This is a genomic window from Massilia sp. YIM B02443, assembly GCF_030411955.1.
Lineage (GTDB): Bacteria > Pseudomonadota > Gammaproteobacteria > Burkholderiales > Burkholderiaceae_D > Telluria.
This window is the reverse complement of the sequence record NZ_JASNRA010000001.1, coordinates 541,197-560,316: the sequence shown is the minus strand read 5'-3', so window position 1 is coordinate 560,316 and position 19,120 is coordinate 541,197. Positions and strand designations below refer to the sequence as shown.

Genomic DNA, 19,120 nt, shown 5'->3' with positions numbered 1-19,120 from the left:
CAAGATACAAGGGTTGGCGGCTCCGCCGCCGACGCGTTCAACCAGCGTGTGAACGGACGACCGGGCGCCTCAGTTCGCCCCGCGTCCCCCGCTCATATGCAGATCGACCACCTTCATGATCTCCAGCGTGAGATCGAGGTCGAACTCCCCCGACGCCAGCGCCGCAGCCAGTTGCTGTTGCGGCACGCCGACCGCCGCCGCCAGCGCCGGCAAGCCAGGCGCCTGCGCCACCGCGCTCAAGGCCGCGGCAACGACGTCGCCCTCGCCATCTTCGAAGGCATCGGCCAGGCAATCGGCGATCGCATCGAGCGAATCCAGGCTGGCAGGGTCGATCGAGGAATTCGGTTGGGTCATGGGATAACTCTTTCTAAACGCGCGCTCAGTGCTGCGCCGCGCCTTCCTTCTTCGGCGCCTTCACCGGCGGCACGGTCATCGATTCGACCGGCTGCTCGTCCTTGCGCAGCACCTGCACGAAGATTTCATTCTGCTTGATCATGCCCAGCTCGTAGCGGGCGCGCTCCTCGACCGCGCCGGTGCCTTCCTTCAGGTCGCGCACTTCGGAGTCGAGCTTGCCGTTGCGGGCAGTGAGCTGTTCGGTCTTGAGGCGGGTGGCCTCGACCTGGTCGCGCATGTCGGCCACGTTCAGCCAACCGCCCTTGCCGAGCCAGAGCGGATACTGGATCAGGACGAGCAGGAAAGCGAGGGCGATCGTGATGAGGCGCATGGCGTAACGGATAACGTCGACAAGCCGGCGGGCGGCGACGGAAACGGCCTGGCCGTCCGCCCCCGCCCGCCGGCCGGGTGATTACTTCAGGTTGTAGAAGGCGTCGCGGCCCGGGTAGCTGGCGATGTCGCCCAGGTCTTCCTCGATGCGCAGCAGCTGGTTGTACTTGGCCATGCGGTCCGAACGCGACATCGAGCCAGTCTTGATCTGCAGGGCGTTCAGGCCCACCGCGATGTCGGCGATGGTCGAGTCCTCGGTCTCGCCGGAACGGTGCGAGATGACGGCGGTGTAGCCGGCGCGCTTGGCCATCTCGATGGCGGCGAAGGTCTCGGTCAGGGTGCCGATCTGGTTGATCTTGATGAGGATCGAGTTGGCGATGTCCTTCTGGATGCCCTCTTTCAGGATCTTGGTGTTGGTGACGAACAGGTCGTCGCCGACCAGCTGCACTTTCTTGCCCAGCACCGAGGTCAGGTGCGCCCAGCCGGCCCAGTCGCCTTCGTGCATCGCGTCCTCGATCGAAATGATCGGGTACTTGTCGCACCAGGTGGCGAGCATGTTGGTGAAGTCTTCTGCGGACAGACGCAGGCCGCCCTCGCCTTCCAGCACGTAGGCGCCTTCCTTGTAGAACTCGCTCGCGGCACAGTCCAGGCCCAGGGCGATGTCCTGGCCCGGCACGTAGCCGGCCTGCTCGATCGCCTGCATGATCAGCTTGATCGCTTCTTCATGGTTCGCGACCGACGGAGCGAAGCCGCCTTCGTCGCCGACGGCGGTGTTCAGGCCCTTCGAATGCAGGATCTTTTTCAGGGTGTGGAACACCTCGGCGCCGTAGCGCATCGCTTCCTTGAACGACGGGGCGCCGATCGGGATGATCATGAATTCCTGGATGTCCAGGTTGTTGTCGGCGTGCGCGCCGCCGTTGATGACGTTCATCATCGGCACCGGCATCTGCATCGCGCCCGAACCGCCGAAGTAGCGGTACAGCGGCAGGCCGGCCTCTTCGGCGGCGGCCTTGGCCACGGCCATGGAGACTGCCAGCATGGCATTGGCGCCCAGGCGGCTCTTGTTTTCGGTGCCGTCGAGATCGATCAGGGTGCGGTCGAGGAAGGCTTGCTCATTGGCGTCCAGGCCCATGATCGCTTCGGAGATCTCGGTGTTGATATTCTCGCAGGCTTGCAGCACGCCCTTGCCGAAGTAACGCTTCGGGTCGCCGTCGCGCAGTTCGATCGCTTCGCGCGAACCGGTCGAGGCGCCCGACGGCACCGCGGCGCGGCCCATCACGCCCGATTCCAGCAGCACGTCGCATTCGACGGTCGGGTTACCGCGCGAGTCAATGATTTCGCGGCCGATGATATCAACGATAGCACTCATGTTTCTCAGTCTCCAGAAGGTGGGAAATCTTAAGCAGTTACGCTTATTTACGTGCGACGGGAGCGCCCAGCCGCAGGGCTGCTCCCGCAAATACTGATTACTTGAACTTGGTTTCCATGAAACCGGTCTTCTTGACGATGCGGTCGAGTTCGACCAGCGTCGTCAGGAGTTCCTTCATGTGACCCAGCGGCACCGCGTTCGGGCCGTCCGACATCGCATTCGCCGGATCCGGGTGGGTTTCCATGAACAGGCCGGCAATGCCCGCCGCCACGGCCGCGCGCGACAGCACCGGCACGTGTTCGCGCTGGCCGCCCGACGAGGTGCCCTGGCCGCCCGGCAGCTGCACCGAGTGGGTGGCGTCGAACACCACCGGGCAGTTCGATTCGCGCATGATGGCCAGGCCGCGCATGTCCGACACCAGGTTGTTGTAGCCGAACGAGGCGCCGCGTTCGCAGGCCATGAAGTTGTCCTCTTCCAGGCCCGCTTCGCGCGCGGCGGCGCGGGCCTTGTCGATCACGTTCTTCATGTCGCCAGGGGCCAGGAACTGGCCCTTCTTGATGTTGACCGGCTTGCCCGAACGCGCGCAGGCGTTGATGAAGTCGGTCTGGCGGCACAGGAAGGCCGGGGTCTGCAGCACGTCGACCACGCTGGCGACTTCCGGGATCATCTCTTCGTCATGCACGTCGGTCAGGACCGGCACGCCGATCTCGCGGCGCACGTCGGCCAGGATCTCCAGGCCCTTCTCGCGGCCCGGGCCGCGGAACGACTTGCCCGACGAGCGATTGGCCTTGTCGAACGACGATTTATAGATGAACGGGATGCCCAGCGCCGACGTGATTTCCTTCAGCGTGCCGGCGGTGTCCATCGCCATCTGGCGCGATTCGATCACGCAGGTGCCGGCGATCAGGAAGATCGGGTGCTCGAGGCCGACGTCGAATCCGGCGAGTTTCATGCTGCGTCTCCTTGGACGGCCACTGCATTAGCGGCGGTGTTGGTGTTCGATGCCTGGTGCGCCAGCGCTGCCCGGATGAACGAGGTGAACAGCGGGTGGCCGTTGCGCGGCGTCGACTTGAATTCCGGGTGGAACTGCACGCCCATGTACCACGGGTGCACGTCGCGTGGCAGCTCCATGATCTCGCACAGGTCTTCGTTCGGGGTACGCGCCGACACGGTCAGGCCTGCTGCTTCGACCTTCGGCAGGTAGTAATTGTTGCCTTCATAGCGGTGACGATGGCGCTCGGTCACGACGTTGCCGTAGATCTCGGCCGCCAGCGTGCCCGGATTCACGGCGCAGGTCTGGGCGCCCAGGCGCATGGTGCCGCCCAGGTCCGAGCTGACGTCGCGCTTCTCGACCTTGCCGTCGTGGTTCTGCCACTCGGTGATCAGGGCAACGACCGGCTGGTCGGTTTCCGGATCGAACTCGGTCGAATTGGCGTTCGGCAGGCCGGCCATATTGCGCGCGTATTCGATCAGCGCCACCTGCATGCCCAAGCAGATGCCCAGGTAGGGGATCTTGTTTTCGCGGGCGTAGCGCGCCGCTTGAATCTTGCCTTCCACGCCGCGCTTGCCGAAGCCGCCCGGCACCAGGATCGCGTCGTACTTGGCCAAGTGATCGCACCCTTTGGTTTCGATCTCCTCCGAATCCAGGTACTCGATGTTGACGCGGCTCTCGGTGTGGATGCCGGCGTGGCGCAACGCCTCGGTCAGCGATTTGTACGACTCGATCAGGTCGACGTACTTGCCGACCATGCCGATCGTCACTTCGTTCTTCGGGTTTTCCAGGGTGTGGATCAGGCGGGTCCACATCGACAGGTCGGCTTTCGGCGCTTCCAGGCCGAGGGCTTCCAGGATGATGTCGTCCAGGCCCTGGTCGCACAGCACTTGCGGCACTTTATAGATCGTGTCGACGTCCCACACCGAGATCACAGCCTGCTCTTCGACGTTGGCGAACAGCGAGATCTTGGCGCGTTCGTCGTCCGGGATGCGGCGGTCGGCGCGGCACAGCAGCGCGTTCGGCGAGATGCCGATCTCGCGCAGCTTCTGCACGCTGTGCTGGGTCGGCTTGGTTTTGAGTTCGCCGGCCGACGAGATGTAGGGCACCAGGGTCAGGTGCACGAAGGCGGCGCCCTTGCGGCCCTGGCGCAGCGACAGCTGGCGCGCGGCTTCCAGGAACGGCAGCGACTCGATGTCGCCCACCGTGCCGCCGATCTCGACCAGCGCCACGTCGACGCCTTCGGCGCCGCGGCGGATGTAGTCCTGGATCTCGTTGGTGATGTGCGGGATCACCTGCACGGTCTTGCCCAGGTACTCGCCGCGGCGTTCCTTGCGGATCACCGATTCATAGATCTGGCCGGTGGTGAAGTTGTTCACCTTCTTCATGCGGGTGCTGATGAAGCGCTCGTAGTGGCCCAGGTCGAGGTCGGTCTCGGCGCCATCGTCGGTGACGAACACTTCGCCGTGCTGCGTCGGGCTCATGGTGCCCGGATCGACGTTGATGTACGGGTCGAGCTTGAGCATGGTGACTTTGAGGCCGCGGCTTTCGAGGATTGCGGCGAGGGAAGCGGCCGCGATCCCTTTGCCCAGGGAAGACACGACGCCGCCAGTGACGAATACGAATTTGGTCATTGTGCTGATGGTGCCGAACGGCACGCGCGGGAAATAGAAATTATACCCTAATCCTGCAAATACTTCCTCATACCAAGCTGATAACACCCGGCCCCACAGTGTCGTCAACCGATCACAAACGCACTATTTCAGGTGCATTTTTGTTTCAGCTAGGCAATAATTGTGACCGTTCGCGTAGCTCTACGTGTAACTAAATCACCACGGCGGGGACAGTTTTAGTGTCGAGGCATTGAAACGCCGTGCATTCCCACTTCTACCAAATAATTCATGGGTAACTTCATCAAACTCAACATCGGGATGCGCCTGGCCGCCGGCTTTGCGCTGACTCTCCTGATGACCGTCATCATCGCTGCGGTCGGTACCTGGCGCCTCAACCAGGTTGCGCAGGAAACGCACGACATCCTGGCAGCACCGCTGGCCAAGGAGCGCATGATTGCCGAGTGGTACACGCAGATCTTCGCCGCGGTGCGCCGCACCGCCGCCATCGTCAAGAGCAGCGACGGTTCGCTGACCGCCTACTTCAAGGAAGATTCGGCGGCCACCGGCAAGCTGTCGGCCGACCTGCTCAAGCAGATCGAGCCCCTGATCAGCGGCGCCGATGAAGAAGCCCTGTTCAAGTCGGTGATGGAACACCGCAAGGCCTACAGCGCCGGCCGCGACAATGCGGTCAAGGCCAAGGCCGAAGGCAATACCGAGCTGGCCGACGAGATCCTCGAAAAGCAGTTCACCCCGGCCGCCAAGGCCTACCAGGAACGCGTCAAGGAACTGCTCGACCTGCAGCACAAGCGCATCGACGCCAGCGCCGCCGCCATCGACGCCGCCGCCAGCCGCGGCAACACCATGATCGGCCTGCTGGCCGCCGGCGCCCTGCTGCTGGGCGCGGCCTTCGCCTGGCTGCTGACGCGCTCGATCACCCACCCGCTGCGCCAGGCCGTGCAGGCCGCCGAGCAGGTCGCCGCCGGCGACCTGACGGTGCGCGTCGACAGCAAAGCGACGGACGAAACCGGCGCCCTGCTGCGCGCGCTGGGCAATATGAACGACAGCCTGGCCCGCATCGTCAACGAAGTGCGCAGCGGCACCCAGACCATCACCGGCGCCTCGGGCGAGATCGCGGCCGGCAGTTTCGATCTGTCCAGCCGCACCGAGCAGCAAGCGGCGGCGCTGGAAGAAACCGCGGCCTCGATGGAAGAACTGACCGGCACCGTGCGCCAGAACGCCGACAACGCGCGCCAGGCCAACCAGCTGGCCATCGCCGCCTCGAGCGTCGCCAGCCAGGCCGGCAGCGCGGTCGACCAGGTGGTCGCCACCATGGGTTCGATCAACGAATCGTCGCGCAAGATCGTGNGCCTCGAGCGTCGCCAGCCAGGCCGGCAGCGCGGTCGACCAGGTGGTCGCCACCATGGGTTCGATCAACGAATCGTCGCGCAAGATCGTGGACATCATCAGCGTCATCGACGGCATCGCCTTCCAGACCAACATCCTGGCGCTGAACGCCGCCGTGGAAGCGGCGCGCGCCGGCGAACAGGGCCGCGGCTTCGCGGTCGTCGCTTCCGAAGTGCGCACCCTGGCCCAGCGCTCGGCCGGCGCGGCCAAGGAAAGCAAGCAGCTGATCGGCGACTCGGTCGACAAGGTCGACGCCGGCACCAGGCTGGTCGACCACACCGGCGCCACCATGCGCGAAGTGGTCGATTCGATCCAGCGCGTGACCGACATCATGGGCGAGATCTCGTCGGCCAGCCAGGAACAGATCACCGGCATCGACCAGGTCAACCAGGCCATGGGCTCGATGGACAACGCCACCCAGCAGAACGCCGCGCTGGTCGAGGAAGCCACTGCCGCCACCGCCGCGCTGCAAGAGCAAGCGCAGCGCCTGGCGCAGGTGGTCGATGTGTTCAAGCTCGATGCGCGCCATGCGGGCGCGGCGGCCGCAGTCAAGGCGCCGCCGCTGGCCAAGGCTGCGCCTGCTCCGGTGCGCAAGGCACTGGCCGCCAGCGCCAGGCCGGCTGCGAAAGCGGCGCCGGGCGCCGCCGTCAAGCCGGCTGCCGCTGCCAGCACCAAGCCGGCCGCATCGGCGAAGGTCTCCGAAACGGAGTGGGAAGAGTTCTGATGTTCCGACCGGGGCGCACGCCCCGGCTTGACGGATCAAGCGCCGCCGCCCCGGATACCGGGCACGGCGGCGTTTTTCATTCCTTATTTTTGTTTTCGGCAATTCAAATTTAATCGTCTATTTTGGCTCTCACCTGTCTGGGCATCATGATCACGAATAATAGAAAAAAACGAAACTTCATTATCGAAAAATTCCGTGGAACGATCGAGCAACGTGCGTCGTGGTTATGGCTCTTGTGTGATGAGGCTGAAAAGAAAGGCCTGGCGTGGGAAGATTTTGCGCCGGCGGCAGTCAGACGCTATGGCGAAAGGCAGGGCCACGAGCTGGTCAAGCAGGCGTGGAATTCGAAAAGTCTTCTGGGATTACGATTTTTGCTCTTCACACTCCCGGCCCGTATGATTTTTGATATCAAAATCAAAAAGACTAGCAGCAAGGAATTCAACCTGGAATTCAGCTATTGCCCTTTGGTGAATGCTTGGCAAAAAGAGGGTTGCAGCGACAGCCAAATCGCACGTCTGTGCGACATCGCCATGTGCGGCGATCATGGCATTGCCAAAGCCTATGATGCCGAACTGATCATCACCGAGCGGATTTCGCGCGGCGATGGTGTATGCAAAATGCATTACATCAAGAAAATAAACTGAAGATGCATTTCGCGTCTCGCACGTTCGATGCGGACGCTGATCCCACCGACCGTCGCAGCCGGCAGCATGCCCGCGGCGGAAGGTGCTGATCGCCACCAGAAGCCGGCATTTTCAAAGTCCGACGGCGCATCGCCAGGAAGTCGACCGCCAGGCGGCCGTGCCGGATGATCTGCACGAAGCATCACCACCACCTTGCACTGCACCCATCGGTTACGATTCCTCGGTCGTAGCCTGAGCATCGGAAACTCAACCGGAAAGCGCGCCGTCGACGCCGCTGTCCGCTGTTGACATTCGCCCTTGCCACTCGCATACTTGACGCCGATGTTAGCGTTATCATACAAGGCCGGATGACATCGATCCCTGCCGCCACATAAAAAATATTTTGGAGACAAGCCATGCTCAAGCGCGCGCCTGAAGCCCTGGTTCCCGAAGCAAGCGCGAACGAACGCCTGGGCCTGCGCGAAAAGCTCAGCTATGGCGTGGCCGACATGGGCTTCAATTTTTATTGGGCCAACATCGCCACCTTCCTGCTGATCTTCTACACCGACACCTTCGGCATCACGGCCGCGCAGGCGGCCACCCTGCTCGCGTCGATCAAGCTGATCAACGCCTTCACCGACCCGCTGATCGGCGCCGCCGCCGACCGCACCAACACCCGCTTCGGCAAATTCCGCCCCTACCTGGTGTGGATGTCGATCCCGCTCGGCGCCGCCGCCGTGCTCACCTACACCACGCCCGACCTCGACGCCGACGGCAGGCTGATCTGGGCCTATGGCAGCTACCTGGCGATGATGGTGTGCTACACCTGCGTCAACATCCCCTACAACGCCCTGTCCGGCGTGATGTCGTCCGACCCGCAGGAGCGCTCCACCATCAACGGCCTGCGCTTCATCTTCGCCTTCGGCGGCAGCACCCTGGTCACGGCCGCCACGCCGGCAATGGTGACCTGGCTCGGCGCCGGCAACGAGGCGCGCGGCTGGCAGCTGACCATGCTGGCCTGGAGCGTGGCGGCCTCGCTGATGTTCCTGGTCACCTTCTTCAATACGCGCGAACGGGTGGCGCCGCCGTCGGGCCAGAAGAGCGACGTGCTGCGCGACGTGCGCGACCTGGCCGCGAACCGCCCGTGGGTGGTGCTGTTCGTGCTGGCGCTGGTGATCATGGTGACCATCACCCTGCGCACCACGACGTCGGCCTACTATTTCAAGTACGTGGTCGAACGGCCCGACCTGATGGCGAGCTTCGTGCCGACCTATATGGTGTTCGCCGCCATCGGCGCCGCCTGCACGCCGCTGCTGACGCGCTTCGTCGACAAGAAGCTGCTCATGATGATCCTGATGAGCGCCACCGCCCTGCTCTCCAGCGCCTTCTTCCTGATTCCGCCCGAGCGCATCGACCTGATGTTCGTGCTGCAGGCCGGCCTCGGCCTGGTGCTGGGACCGAAGTCGCCGCTGGCGTTCTCGATGTACGCCGACACCGCCGACTACAACGAATGGACCACCGGCCGCCGCGCCACCGCCATGACCTTCGCCGCCGCCACCTTCTCGCAAAAGCTCGGCACCGCGGTCGCGGTGAGCGTGATCGGCGCGGTCTTTACCTCGCTCGGCTACGTGCCCAACGCCGCGCAGACCACGGGTTCGCAGGCCGGCATCGTGTGGCTGATGTCGTTCGTGCCGGCCGCGTTTGCGCTGCTGGCGGTGCTGGTCATGTTCTTCTATAACCTCGACGCCAGGCTGCTGGCGCGCATCCAGCTCGACCTCACGGCGCGCAAGGCGGCGCCATGACATCAACAACGGAGACACCTTCCATGCTGCACCCGCAAGACGACCGCTATGTGCTGACCAGCCCCACCGCCATGCCGCAGGCCGGCGGCTTCCTGTGGAACCGCCACATGATGATCCAGGTGACCTGCCGCGGCTACGCCACCGCCCAGTTCATGCAGCCGGAGCCGGCCAAGTATTCGCACGCGCCGAACCTGGAAGCCAAGTCCTTCATGCAGCCGGAGCAGGCGTATTACGCGCACCACCCGGGCCGCTTCTTCTACGTCAAGGACGAAGAAACGGGCGAACTGTTCTCGGCGCCGTACGAGCCGGTGCGCGGCGGGGTCGAGCGCTTCGAGTTCTCGGTCGGCCATCAAGACCTGCGCTGGACGGTGGAGAAGTTCGGCGTGCGCATCGAACTCACGCTCACGTTGCCGCTGGAGGACGTGGCCGAGCTGTGGACGTTCAACGTCACCAACCTGTCGGATCGCCCGCGCAAGATCAGCGTCTACCCCTACTTCACGATCGGCTACATGTCGTGGATGAACCAGTCGGCCGAGTACCGCCACGACCTCGGCGGCATCGTGGCGTCGAGCGTGACGCCCTACCAGAAGCTGGAAGACTATTTCAAGAACCGCCTGTTCAAGGACCGCACGGTGCTGCTGTGCGAGACCGCGCCGGACGCCTGGGAAGTCAACCAGGCCGCGTTCGAAGGCGAAGGCGGCCTGCATGCGCCCTCGGCCGTGGATGGAGAACGCCTGGCCTGCGGCGATGCGCGCTACGAAACGCCGGTCGGCGTGGTGCAGTACCGCGTCAAACTGGCGCCAGGCGCGAACGAGCAGCGCCGCCTGCTGTTCGGCCCCGCCTTCGACGACGCCAAGATCGCGCAGCTGCGCGCGCGCCACCTGAGCGAATCGGGTTTCGTGCTTGCAGCGCGCGACCAAGAGGCCTACCAGCGGGAAGGCGCCGGCGTGCTGTCGATCGCCACGCCGGACCAGGAACTCGACAACTTCGTCAACCGCTGGCTGGCGCGCCAGGTCTATTACCACGGCGACGTCAACCGCCTCTCGACCGACCCGCAGACCCGCAACTACCTGCAGGACAATATGGGCATGGCCTACGTCAAGCCGGCGTCGAGCCGCGCGGCCTTCCTGCACGCACTGACGCAGCAGGAAGCGAGCGGCGCGATGCCGGACGGGATCCTGCTGTTCGAAGGCGCGCAACTGAAGTACATCAACCAGATCCCGCACACCGACCACTGCGTGTGGCTGCCGGTATGCCTGCGCGCCTACCTCGACGAAACCGGCGACGACGCGATTCTCGACGAGCCGGTCACGAGCCACGACGGCAGCGTGAAAAGCGCCTTCGAGCGCATCACGCTGGCGATGGACTGGCTGCTGCACAAGCGCGACGCGCGTGGCCTGAGCTACATCGAGCAGGGCGACTGGTGCGACCCGATGAACATGGTCGGCTACAAGGGCCGCGGCGTGTCGGGCTGGCTGACGGTGGCCGCCGGCTATGCGCTGGCGCTGTGGGCCGAGGTCTGCGAGCGGCGCGGCGACGCGGCGCTGGCGGCGCGCATGCGCGCCGGCGTGGAAGACCTGAACCGCGCCGCCAACACCCACTTGTGGGACGGCAACTGGTACGCGCGCGGCATCACCGACGACGACGTCAAGTTCGGCGTCGCGCAGGACGTCGAAGGCCGCATCTACCTCAATCCGCAAAGCTGGAGCTTCCTGTCCGGCGCGGCGAACAGCGAGCAGCGCTCCCGGATGCTGGCCCAGATCGACGCGCAGCTGGCGACGCCCTACGGCGTGCAGATGTTCGCCCCGCCCTACAGCAAGATGCGCGAGGACGTCGGCCGCGTGACGCAAAAGCATCCGGGGTCGGCCGAGAACGGCGCCGTGTACAACCACGCGGCCGTGTTCTACATCTACAGCCTGTACGCGATCGGCGAATCGGGCCGCGCCTTTGACGCCCTGCGCAAGATGATTCCCGGTCCGGACACCGACGACTACCTGCGCCGCGGCCAGCTGCCGGTGTTCATCCCCAACTACTACCGCGGCGCGTACAAGGAATATCCGCGCACGGCGGGCCGTTCGAGCCAGCTGTTCAACACCGGCACCGTGGCCTGGGTCTACCGCTGCGTGATCGAAGGCCTGTGCGGCTTGAAGGGCGACGGCAACGGCCTGGCGGTGAACCCGCAGTTGCCGCCGCACTGGCCGGGCATGTCCGCTACGCGCCGCTTCCGCGGCGCCGTGTTCGAGGTCGAGATCAAGCGCGGGCCGGTCGACCAGGTCACGGTGCGCTGCAATGGCACGATGCTGTCGGCGGCCCGCATCGATAATATCGAAGCGGGCCGCACTTACCGGCTCGAGGTCACGATACCGTAGGATTACTGCATCGTATAGGTCTGCTGCGTCGTGTCCACCGCGAAGTTACGCTGCGCGTCCCAGTAGGTGAACCAGTAGCGCACCACGTCGCCACTCTTCAAGCCGCCCGCCGTGTACGTGTTGGTGCTGCCATTGAGCTGCATCCGCACGTTCTGCTGGGCCCCGTTGTTGACCGTGTAGTGCACGTCGGCCCAGCCGCCGGTGGTGGTCGCAAACTGCAGCATGGTGCTCGAGGTCTGCGTCGCCGAGGTCGGGCCTGAGGTCACCGGCGGCGGCGTGGTGGTGCCGCCACCGCCCGATTCCCACACGATGTCGTCGATCGCGAACTGGAAGGCGCTGCCCGGCAGACTGCCGTCGATGCTCGAGATCATGAAGATGTCGCTCAGCGACTGCGCCGCCACCAGCGGTCCGAGCAGGGTCGACACCGGGATCGAGGCCTGCGCCCACTGCCCGTTGCGGCTCAAGCCATAGGCGGTGGTATTGGCCGGGAAGTTGACCCAGTTCTGGTTGGTGTAGGTGTCGCCCACGCCGATGCGGAAGCCCACGTTGGCCGGGATCTTGATGCGGAACCTGACCGTGCCGTTGGCGCGGTAGTTGCTCAGGTCACGCGCCTGGCGCGCCTGGATGCCGCCGCCGAACCACTGGCCGGGGGTGTTGTAGCTCCACGCGATCACATTCGATCCTTCGTACGGCGCGGTGTTGCCGGCGCCGCTGGACGCGGTATTCCACAGGAAGATGTCGGAACTGGTGCCGGCCACCAGCTTCGCGTTGACGGCGGTGTTATCGGTGAACACGCCGAACTTGCCGCTTACCTCGGGCACGGTCTGGTTGCCCAGCTTGACCTGGCCCTTGCCGTCGAGCTGATAGACGCGCACGTAGTCGACGTACATGGTGCCCGGCAGCGGCGCCGTCACCTGGCCCGGGCTGGCGGCGTCGGTGAAGTTGCCGCCCACCGCCATGTTCAGCAGCAGGTAGAACGGCGCCTGCAGCGCGCTCGAGTTCACCGGCAGCGGCGCATCGTACATATTGCGCTCGACGCCGTTGTCCACGGTGGTAAAGCGCATCTGGCTCTCGTCCCAATAGAAGCGGTAGGTGACGAAGCGGTTGGCCAGCGAGTTGGCGGGCACGTACCAGTTCTTGGTCTGCCACGCGGTCGACGCGGCGCAGCTCTCGTTGCCCGGCACGCAGGCGGCCTGCTGCCAGGTGATCACGTTGGAGCCGACGAAGTGGTTCGACGACGGCGCATTGCCCTTGGCCCGTTCGACCGCCTTGTGGCCCATCTCCATCACGTCGATCTCGCCGTTGCGCGGCCAGGTCTGCGAACTGGTGCCGAGCAGCCAGGCCGCCGGCCACAAGCCGGTGCCCAGGTTCGGCGTGGCGATGCGGAACTCGATCATCCCGTACTGCACCTGCACCTTGCCGCGCGTGTCCAGCCGCGCCGAGGTGAACACGTTGCTGCCGACGCTCTGGCTGCGCGCCTGGATCGCCAGCGCGCGCGTGCCCGACTCGAACGGCACGTTGACGATCGAGGCGTTGTTCGGGCTGTAGTACTGCAGCTCGGCGTTGCCATAGCCGCACAGGCCGATCTGGCAGCCGTTGCCGTCCTGCAGGTTCCAGGTGCCGGTGTTGACGCCGTTGCCGTTGAATTCCTCGGACCACAGCAGCTGGCCGATCTGCGGGTTGGTGACGCTGGCCGGGGCCTGCGCGCTGGCGGCGAGCAGCAGGCCGGCGGCCAGCAGTTGGATCGGTGTGCGCTTCGAGCGCTGCGTCGAATGATGGTGGTTCACTTTGGCTCCTCTTTTTCTCACTTCAAAGAAATGTGGCAAATGCCACGTTGCGCCAACTTGGCGGTTGGTCTCGAATGAATCGTGCGAAAACTGGAGTTGGAAACCTTTCCAATCATTGATGAAAAATATAGTCCGATTTGACGAAGGCGTCAAACGGACGAGAACGGCGTGTGGCGTTACCCCACCTGCATGAATCCGGCAAAAGCAGGCGTGCCGGCGCCTTGCAGCGCAAATGAACCGGTCAGCGCGTCGCGGCCAGGATGCGTTCGACCAGTTGCTCCGGCGTCTCGCGGATATCGAGCGTCACGCCCGCCTCGTCCGCCTCCAGCGGCTCGAGCGTGGCCAGCTGGCTGTCGAGCAGCGACACCGGCATGTAGTGGCCGGGCCGGTTGTGCATGCGCTCGGCCAGCAGCGCGCGGCTGCCGGCCAGGTGGGCGAAGCGCACCTCGCCGCCGCCGCTGCGCAGAACGTCGCGATAGGCGCGCTTGAGCGACGAGCAGCCCAGCACCACGCCGCCCGCCGCATGCGCCGCGATCTGGTCGCGCAGCGCCAGCAGCCAGTCGCGCCGGTCATCGTCGGTGAGCGGGATCCCGGCCGCCATCTTGTCGACATTCGCCGCACTGTGAAAGGCGTCGCCTTCGATGAAGGGCACCCCGAGCCGGGCCGCCAGGCGCGCGCCGATCTGGCTCTTGCCGCAACCGCTGACGCCCATCACCACCCAGGTGACGGCGGCATGTGAATCGTGCTGATCCGTTGCCATGATGTATTCCTGCCTGATAGCGCTAACAAAACCATCGATTGTAGCGCCTTGGGCGTGAATGTAAAGCGCAAGCGGACGTGTTCCCGGGGGCAGGAACGGGAGGGAGGGCGAAGAAACGCCGCTCAGGCGCTCTCGCGCTCCTGCAGCGAGAAGCCGAGGTCGATGCGGCGCTGTTCCGGCTCCTTGCCCTTGATCAGCTGCAGCAGCAGCGAGGCCGCTTCGAAGCCGATCCGGTAGCGCGGCGTGCCGATCGTGGTCAGCGAGGGCATCATCCAGGCCGACGCCGGCAAGTCGTTGAAGCCGCACACGGCCACGTCCTGCGGGATGCGGATGGCGTGGCGCTGGCAGTGATAGACCGCGCCGTGCGCCAGGTCGTCGTTGCAGCAGAATACGGCGTCGCAGTCGGGCGCCTGCTCCATCATGCGTTTCATGAGGTCGGCGCCGAGGGCGATGGTCGACGGATCGGGCACCATCAGTTCCAGCGCGGCGTCGTACAGGCCGGCCTCGCGCATCGCCTGGCGGTAGCCGTCGGCGCGGCGCAGCGTGCGTTCGTCGAGCTGGGCGCCGATGAAACCGATGCGGCGGTAGCCGCGCTTGACCAGGTGGCGCGTCATGGCCATGCCGGCGTCGAGCTGCGAGAAGCCGACCGACAGCACGCCGGGGTCGTCCGACAGGTCCATCATCGACACCGCCGGCACGTTCGACGCCGCCAGCATCGCCGTCACGGCCGGGCTGTGCGCCAGGCTCGAGAGCAGGATGCCGTCCGGGTTCGATTGCAGGTAGGTGCGCAGCAGCTTTTCTTCTTCGGCTTCCGAATAATGGGTGTTGCCGATCAGGAGCTGGTACTGGCCCGGCCCCACCGCATCGTGGATGCCCTCCAGCACCGCGGTGAACACGGCGTTCGACAGCGACGGCACCAGCACCGCGATCACGTGCGACTGGCTCGAGGCCAGCGCGCGCGCCGCGCGGTTCGGCACGTAACCCAGCTGCGCCACGGCCTGCTCGACCTTGGCGCGGGTGGCGTCCGACACCATCTGCGGCTGGCTCAGCGCGCGCGATGCGGTCATGATCGACACGCCGGCCAGTCCCGCCACTTCCTCGAGCGTCGCGCGTCCCGTTCCCCTGCCCCTGCTTCTGCCCCCGCTATTGCCCTGGCCCCGGCTGCCCTTGTCCATCATTCTCCTGTTCCGATCGATTACCCTGCGCTTGCCGTTGCGGCAAGCCGATGCACAGCATACCACCGGCCGCGCCGCCGCTGAAGGCGCGCTTGGGCTTCGGCTGCGCGACGCCGTGCACCGCGGCGGTGCGCTATGCTTGACGCGTAACGGGCCCTGCGGCAGAGTGCCGTCATTACCTTTAGTCAACGCGTCCATGTTCGTCGATTTCCAGCAGCCTCCCGCCAGCACCACTGTGCAGCAAGCCGACGCCGGCATCTCGTTCGACGCCGCCTATGCGCGCGCGCGCGAACACGCCAACGGCGGCCAGCCCGAACTGGCGCTGGCCGAATACGGCGCGCTGCTGGCGCGCTCGCCCGGCAATGCCGACGTGCTGCTGGGACGCGGCGTCGTGTTCTCGCGCCTGGAACGCTGGCCCGAGGCCGAAGCCGACCTGACTGCGGCGGCGCGGGCCGCGCCCGACTATCCGGACGTCTGGGCCGCGCTGGCGGACCTGTATCGCTGGAGCGGACGTCCGGAGCAGGCGCTCGCCGCCTACGACCGCCTGATCGCGCTGCAGCCGGACGAACCGGCGCATCGCGCGGCGCGGGCCGCCGTGCAAGGCGAGAAAACAGACGACGCGCCACTGATAGAGCCAACGCCGGCGCCGCGCGCCGCCAGCCCGGACGCCACCATCGCCGCCGGCTACAGCTGGCTGGCCAGCCTGTCTTCGAACTGGCTCGACGTCGGCGACACCCCGCGCTGGAACGAGCAAACGCTCGCCGTGCGCCACTACATGCGCGGCGGCTCGCTCGCCTTCGAGACCCTGCGCGCGCACCGCTTCGAGCGCACCGGCCACGCCTGGGCGCTGGACGCCTACGTCGACCTGTGGCGCGGCGCCTACGCCAACCTGCGCTACCAGAAGGCGCCCGGCGCGCGCCTGTTCCCGGCCAATGCCGGCCGCGTCGATCTGTACCAGGCGCTGGGACGCGGCTGGGAACTCTCGCTCAGCGACGACGTGCTCGGCTTCGACGGGCGCGTGAACATCTACGGCGTCGGCCTGGCGCGCTACGTCGGCAACTTCTACGTGCAGCTGCGCCACCAGAACATCGTGTCCGAGGGTTCGCACGCCTCGGGCGACCGGCTGCTGGGCCGCTGGTACTACCGCGGCGACGCCGACAGCTACGCCGAGCTGCGCATCAACCGCGGCCGCAGCGACGACGCGCTGTCGCTGAGCGGCGGACGCACCCGCTCGGGCGGCGGCGGCATCGAGGTGCAGCACTACTTCACGCGCGACTGGGGCGCGCGCCTTGGCGCCAGCTTCACGCGCGAAGGCAGCGCTGGAGCACGCGAACGCGGCGTGTCGTTGGCGCTGTATCGCCGGTGGTGAAGGGCGTCATGCGCCGTGTCGGCGACGCAATGGCACATGCCCTGGCGGCGCTGCCGGCGCTGGTCGCCGCCTGGCTATGCCTGCGCGGCGCCGAAAGCCTGCACGCCGCCGACATCGGCCTGCCGCAATCGACGCTGTTCGGCGCCGCCATCGGCAACGATGCGCTGGCGCTGCTGCGCTACGCCTTCCTGATCCTGCTGACGGCGCTGCCGCTGGCCTTGACCACGTCGCGCCGCGTGCGCACCGTGCTGCTCGGCCTGTGCTGGAGCGCGCTGCTGTGCGCGCACGCGGCGCTGCTGCACTACCACTGGAGCGCCGGCGTGCCGCTCGGCGCCGACCTGTTCGCGTATTCGTTCGCCGAGATCGACACCACGGTGGCCGGCGCCACGGCGCCCGGATTCCTGCTCGCGGGCGCACTGGTGCTGGCCCTGATCGTGCTGTGGACCCTGCTGCTGCTGATCGAACGTCTCGGCTGGCCGCGCGCCGGCCGGCGCGGCGTGCTGGCGGCGCTGCCGGCCAGCGTGCTCGCCTTCGCCCTGCTGCCGGGGCACTTCGCGCCAGCCGTGGTGCGCAGCGACGCCGAGCGCGACTTCATCGTCAACAAGAGCGCCTGGTTCGCCGACCGCAGTGCGCACTGGCTGGCCGGCGCCGGGGTCAACGCCACGCAGGCGGCGCAGGCCTCGGGCCGCGCGCCGTGGCAAGGCCGCGATCCACGCTACCCTTTCCTGCGCCCCGAGCGCACGCCCGACACGCTCGGTCCACTGTTCCAGCCCGGCGCCGGCACGCGTCCGAAGCTGGTGTTCATCATCGTCGAAGGCCTGGGCCGCACCTTCTCCGGTCCCGGCGCGCGCCTGGGCAGCTTCACGCCCTTCCTCGACGAGCTGGCCGGACGCAGCCTGTACTTCGAGAACTTCCTGGCGCCGCAAGGGCGCACCTTCGGCGTGCTGACTTCGGTGTTCGGCTCGCTGCCGTTCGGAGAAAACGGCCTGGCCGCGCTGGGCGAGCGCATTCCGCGCCACGCCGCGCTGCCCTCGGTATTGAAGGCGCAGGGCTACGCCACGCGTTTCTACAGCGGCTCGAACGTGGAGTTCGACAACGAAGCCCAGGCGCTGCGCGCGATGGGCGTGGACAGCATCGTCGGCGAGCGCGATTTCGGCGCGCCGTACGAACGCGCCAATGAGTGGGGCTACGGCGACCGCGACCTGATGCGCCTGGTGCTCGAACGCGAACGCGGGCTTGGCGCCGGCCCATCGCTCACCATCGTGCAGACCAGCGGCATGCACAATCCGTTCACCTTCCCCGGCCTGCCCGCCTACCGCGCGCGGGTCGAGCGGCGCGCGGCCGAACTGGGACTGGGGCTGGGACTGGGACTGGCGCCGGTCTACCGCGAGCAGCGCGACATCTTCGCCAGCATCCTGTACCTGGACGACGCCCTGCGCATGTTCTTCGAGCAGGCCAGCTCGCTGCCCGGCTACGCCGACACCATCTTCGTCATCACGGGCGACCACCGCCTGCCCGAGCTGCCGATGCAGACCCGCCTCGAGCGTTATCACGTGCCGCTGATCATGTACTCGCCGCGCCTGAAGGCGCCGCGCGCGATCAAGTCGGTGTCGTCGCAGTTCGACCTGGCGCCGTCGCTGCTGGCCTACCTGGCCAACCATCACGGCGTCAAGACCCCGGCCCAGGTGACCTGGCTCGGCGCCGGCCTGGATACCGAGCCGTCGTTCCGCAACCTGCACGCGCTGCCGCTCAAGCAGACCAAGACGGAGCTGAGCGACTTCGTGTCCGGCACCGCCTACCTGGCCCAGGACCGGCTGTACACGATCGGCGACGGCATGGCGGTCGACCGCATGCAGGATGATGATGGCGCGCTGCTGGACAAGACGCGCGCCCAGTTCGCGTCCTTCCTGCGCGCCAACGCGCAGGCGGCAACGGCGCCGGCGTTGACGCCGGACGGCATCGCGCTGGCGCCGTACGGCGGCGAACGCACACTACGCGGCGCGCAGCTGGTGGCCGAAGTCGGCGCCGTCGCCGTCAACGGCGTGCGCGTGCGCCCGGGCACGGGACGGCTGACGATCGAGGCCACGCTGACCAACCATGCAGCGGCAACCTCGCGTCCCGTTGCGCCGCTGCTGGTGATCAGCGACGAACGCGGCGCGGAGCTCGGCGAAACCGTCCTGCCGGCGCGCGTCCTCGGCGCCGGCGAGTCGGCATCCATCGCACTGCAGCCGGCCGCGCCGCTCGCAGCGGGCGTCTACTACGTGTCGGTGATTCCCTCGCATCCCGAGAGCGGACGCGCGGCCGGCGCCGGCCAGTATCACGTGCGGATACGGCTGGACTGACGATCCCCGGCCTTATCACCTTGGCAAGCTTGCGTTGTATTTCTGCTGAGTTTGCCGAGTTATCGGGTC

The 19,120-nt window shown here is 66.3% G+C and carries 14 protein-coding genes and 1 pseudogene; 7 read left to right on the top strand and 8 right to left on the bottom strand.

The features are described from left to right. Nucleotides 1-69 precede the first annotated feature (69 nt). The 5 genes from QPK27_RS02420 to QPK27_RS02400 form a co-directional block, all read right to left on the bottom strand. Entirely contained in the window at nucleotides 70-354 is a 285-nt protein-coding gene (locus tag QPK27_RS02420; protein WP_290416593.1) for a hypothetical protein, read from the bottom strand. 25 nt (nucleotides 355-379) lie between these two features. Beyond that, complete coding sequence (gene ftsB, locus QPK27_RS02415) at nucleotides 380-724, bottom strand: cell division protein FtsB (protein WP_290416592.1); 345 nt, start codon at nucleotides 722-724, stop codon at nucleotides 380-382. Between the two features lie 81 nt (nucleotides 725-805). Further along, a complete protein-coding gene (gene eno / locus QPK27_RS02410; protein ID WP_290416591.1) occupies nucleotides 806-2,092 on the bottom strand; it encodes a phosphopyruvate hydratase in 1,287 nt (428 codons plus the stop codon). 97 nt (nucleotides 2,093-2,189) lie between these two features. Continuing rightward, nucleotides 2,190-3,044, bottom strand: a complete 855-nt coding sequence (gene kdsA, locus QPK27_RS02405; protein WP_290416590.1) for a 3-deoxy-8-phosphooctulonate synthase — start codon at nucleotides 3,042-3,044, stop codon at nucleotides 2,190-2,192. Next, nucleotides 3,041-4,717 carry a CTP synthase gene (locus QPK27_RS02400; protein ID WP_290416589.1) on the bottom strand — a complete coding sequence of 559 codons (1,677 nt, stop codon included), beginning with the start codon at nucleotides 4,715-4,717 and terminating at the stop codon, nucleotides 3,041-3,043. The genes kdsA and QPK27_RS02400 overlap by 4 nt, the downstream gene beginning before the upstream one ends. Nucleotides 4,718-4,984: 267 nt before the next feature. Between QPK27_RS02400 and QPK27_RS25405 the strand changes: the two are divergent. From QPK27_RS25405 to QPK27_RS02380, 5 genes and pseudogenes are all read left to right on the top strand, one after another. Then, nucleotides 4,985-5,698: pseudogene (locus tag QPK27_RS25405) on the top strand (MCP four helix bundle domain-containing protein); the annotation flags it as partial. A 418-nt stretch (nucleotides 5,699-6,116) separates the two neighbouring features. Next, nucleotides 6,117-6,824, top strand: coding sequence for a methyl-accepting chemotaxis protein (locus QPK27_RS25400; protein ID WP_374046996.1), 708 nt, complete (start codon nucleotides 6,117-6,119; stop codon nucleotides 6,822-6,824). A gap of 146 nt (nucleotides 6,825-6,970) precedes the next feature. Next, complete coding sequence (locus QPK27_RS02390) at nucleotides 6,971-7,468, top strand: L-2-amino-thiazoline-4-carboxylic acid hydrolase (protein WP_290416588.1); 498 nt, start codon at nucleotides 6,971-6,973, stop codon at nucleotides 7,466-7,468. 395 nt (nucleotides 7,469-7,863) lie between these two features. Next, nucleotides 7,864-9,249: an MFS transporter gene (locus tag QPK27_RS02385; protein ID WP_290416587.1), complete on the top strand. Its 1,386-nt coding sequence runs from the start codon at nucleotides 7,864-7,866 to the stop codon at nucleotides 9,247-9,249. A 23-nt stretch (nucleotides 9,250-9,272) separates the two neighbouring features. Beyond that, the gene (locus QPK27_RS02380) at nucleotides 9,273-11,618 is read left to right on the top strand and encodes a GH36-type glycosyl hydrolase domain-containing protein (protein ID WP_290416586.1); all 2,346 of its coding nucleotides are present in this window, start codon (nucleotides 9,273-9,275) and stop codon (nucleotides 11,616-11,618) included. 2 nt (nucleotides 11,619-11,620) lie between these two features. On the opposite strand, the gene QPK27_RS02375 is transcribed toward QPK27_RS02380, so the two are convergent. The 3 genes from QPK27_RS02375 to QPK27_RS02365 all read right to left on the bottom strand — a co-directional run bounded on the left by QPK27_RS02375 (nucleotide 11,621) and on the right by QPK27_RS02365 (nucleotide 15,343). Then, nucleotides 11,621-13,405 carry a glycoside hydrolase family 16 protein gene (locus tag QPK27_RS02375; RefSeq protein WP_290416585.1) on the bottom strand — a complete coding sequence of 595 codons (1,785 nt, stop codon included), beginning with the start codon at nucleotides 13,403-13,405 and terminating at the stop codon, nucleotides 11,621-11,623. A 241-nt stretch (nucleotides 13,406-13,646) separates the two neighbouring features. Further along, nucleotides 13,647-14,165, bottom strand: a complete 519-nt coding sequence (locus tag QPK27_RS02370; RefSeq protein ID WP_290416584.1) for a gluconokinase — start codon at nucleotides 14,163-14,165, stop codon at nucleotides 13,647-13,649. A 122-nt stretch (nucleotides 14,166-14,287) separates the two neighbouring features. Beyond that, nucleotides 14,288-15,343 (bottom strand): LacI family DNA-binding transcriptional regulator, encoded by a 1,056-nt coding sequence (locus QPK27_RS02365; protein WP_374046995.1) that lies wholly within the window; start codon nucleotides 15,341-15,343, stop codon nucleotides 14,288-14,290. A gap of 193 nt (nucleotides 15,344-15,536) precedes the next feature. Here QPK27_RS02365 and QPK27_RS02360 point away from each other — a divergent pair, with 193 nt between their 5' ends. Together QPK27_RS02360 and QPK27_RS02355 are read left to right on the top strand one after the other, a co-directional pair. Further along, nucleotides 15,537-16,709 (top strand): YaiO family outer membrane beta-barrel protein, encoded by a 1,173-nt coding sequence (locus tag QPK27_RS02360; RefSeq protein ID WP_290416583.1) that lies wholly within the window; start codon nucleotides 15,537-15,539, stop codon nucleotides 16,707-16,709. A gap of 29 nt (nucleotides 16,710-16,738) precedes the next feature. Beyond that, nucleotides 16,739-19,051 carry an LTA synthase family protein gene (locus QPK27_RS02355; RefSeq protein ID WP_290416582.1) on the top strand — a complete coding sequence of 771 codons (2,313 nt, stop codon included), beginning with the start codon at nucleotides 16,739-16,741 and terminating at the stop codon, nucleotides 19,049-19,051. Nucleotides 19,052-19,120 lie beyond the last annotated feature (69 nt).

Coding starts and splice junctions, on each gene's coding strand:
- QPK27_RS25400 (WP_374046996.1), top strand. CDS start 6,117: ATGGGTTCGATCAACGAATCGTCGCGCAAGATCGTGGACATCATCAGC.
- QPK27_RS02400 (WP_290416589.1), bottom strand. CDS start 4,717: ATGACCAAATTCGTATTCGTCACTGGCGGCGTCGTGTCTTCCCTGGGC.
- ftsB (WP_290416592.1), bottom strand. CDS start 724: ATGCGCCTCATCACGATCGCCCTCGCTTTCCTGCTCGTCCTGATCCAG.
- QPK27_RS02370 (WP_290416584.1), bottom strand. CDS start 14,165: ATGGCAACGGATCAGCACGATTCACATGCCGCCGTCACCTGGGTGGTG.
- QPK27_RS02420 (WP_290416593.1), bottom strand. CDS start 354: ATGACCCAACCGAATTCCTCGATCGACCCTGCCAGCCTGGATTCGCTC.
- QPK27_RS02385 (WP_290416587.1), top strand. CDS start 7,864: ATGCTCAAGCGCGCGCCTGAAGCCCTGGTTCCCGAAGCAAGCGCGAAC.
- QPK27_RS02390 (WP_290416588.1), top strand. CDS start 6,971: ATGATCACGAATAATAGAAAAAAACGAAACTTCATTATCGAAAAATTC.
- eno (WP_290416591.1), bottom strand. CDS start 2,092: ATGAGTGCTATCGTTGATATCATCGGCCGCGAAATCATTGACTCGCGC.
- QPK27_RS02380 (WP_290416586.1), top strand. CDS start 9,273: ATGCTGCACCCGCAAGACGACCGCTATGTGCTGACCAGCCCCACCGCC.
- QPK27_RS02365 (WP_374046995.1), bottom strand. CDS start 15,343: ATGATGGACAAGGGCAGCCGGGGCCAGGGCAATAGCGGGGGCAGAAGC.
- kdsA (WP_290416590.1), bottom strand. CDS start 3,044: ATGAAACTCGCCGGATTCGACGTCGGCCTCGAGCACCCGATCTTCCTG.
- QPK27_RS02360 (WP_290416583.1), top strand. CDS start 15,537: ATGTTCGTCGATTTCCAGCAGCCTCCCGCCAGCACCACTGTGCAGCAA.
- QPK27_RS02355 (WP_290416582.1), top strand. CDS start 16,739: ATGGCACATGCCCTGGCGGCGCTGCCGGCGCTGGTCGCCGCCTGGCTA.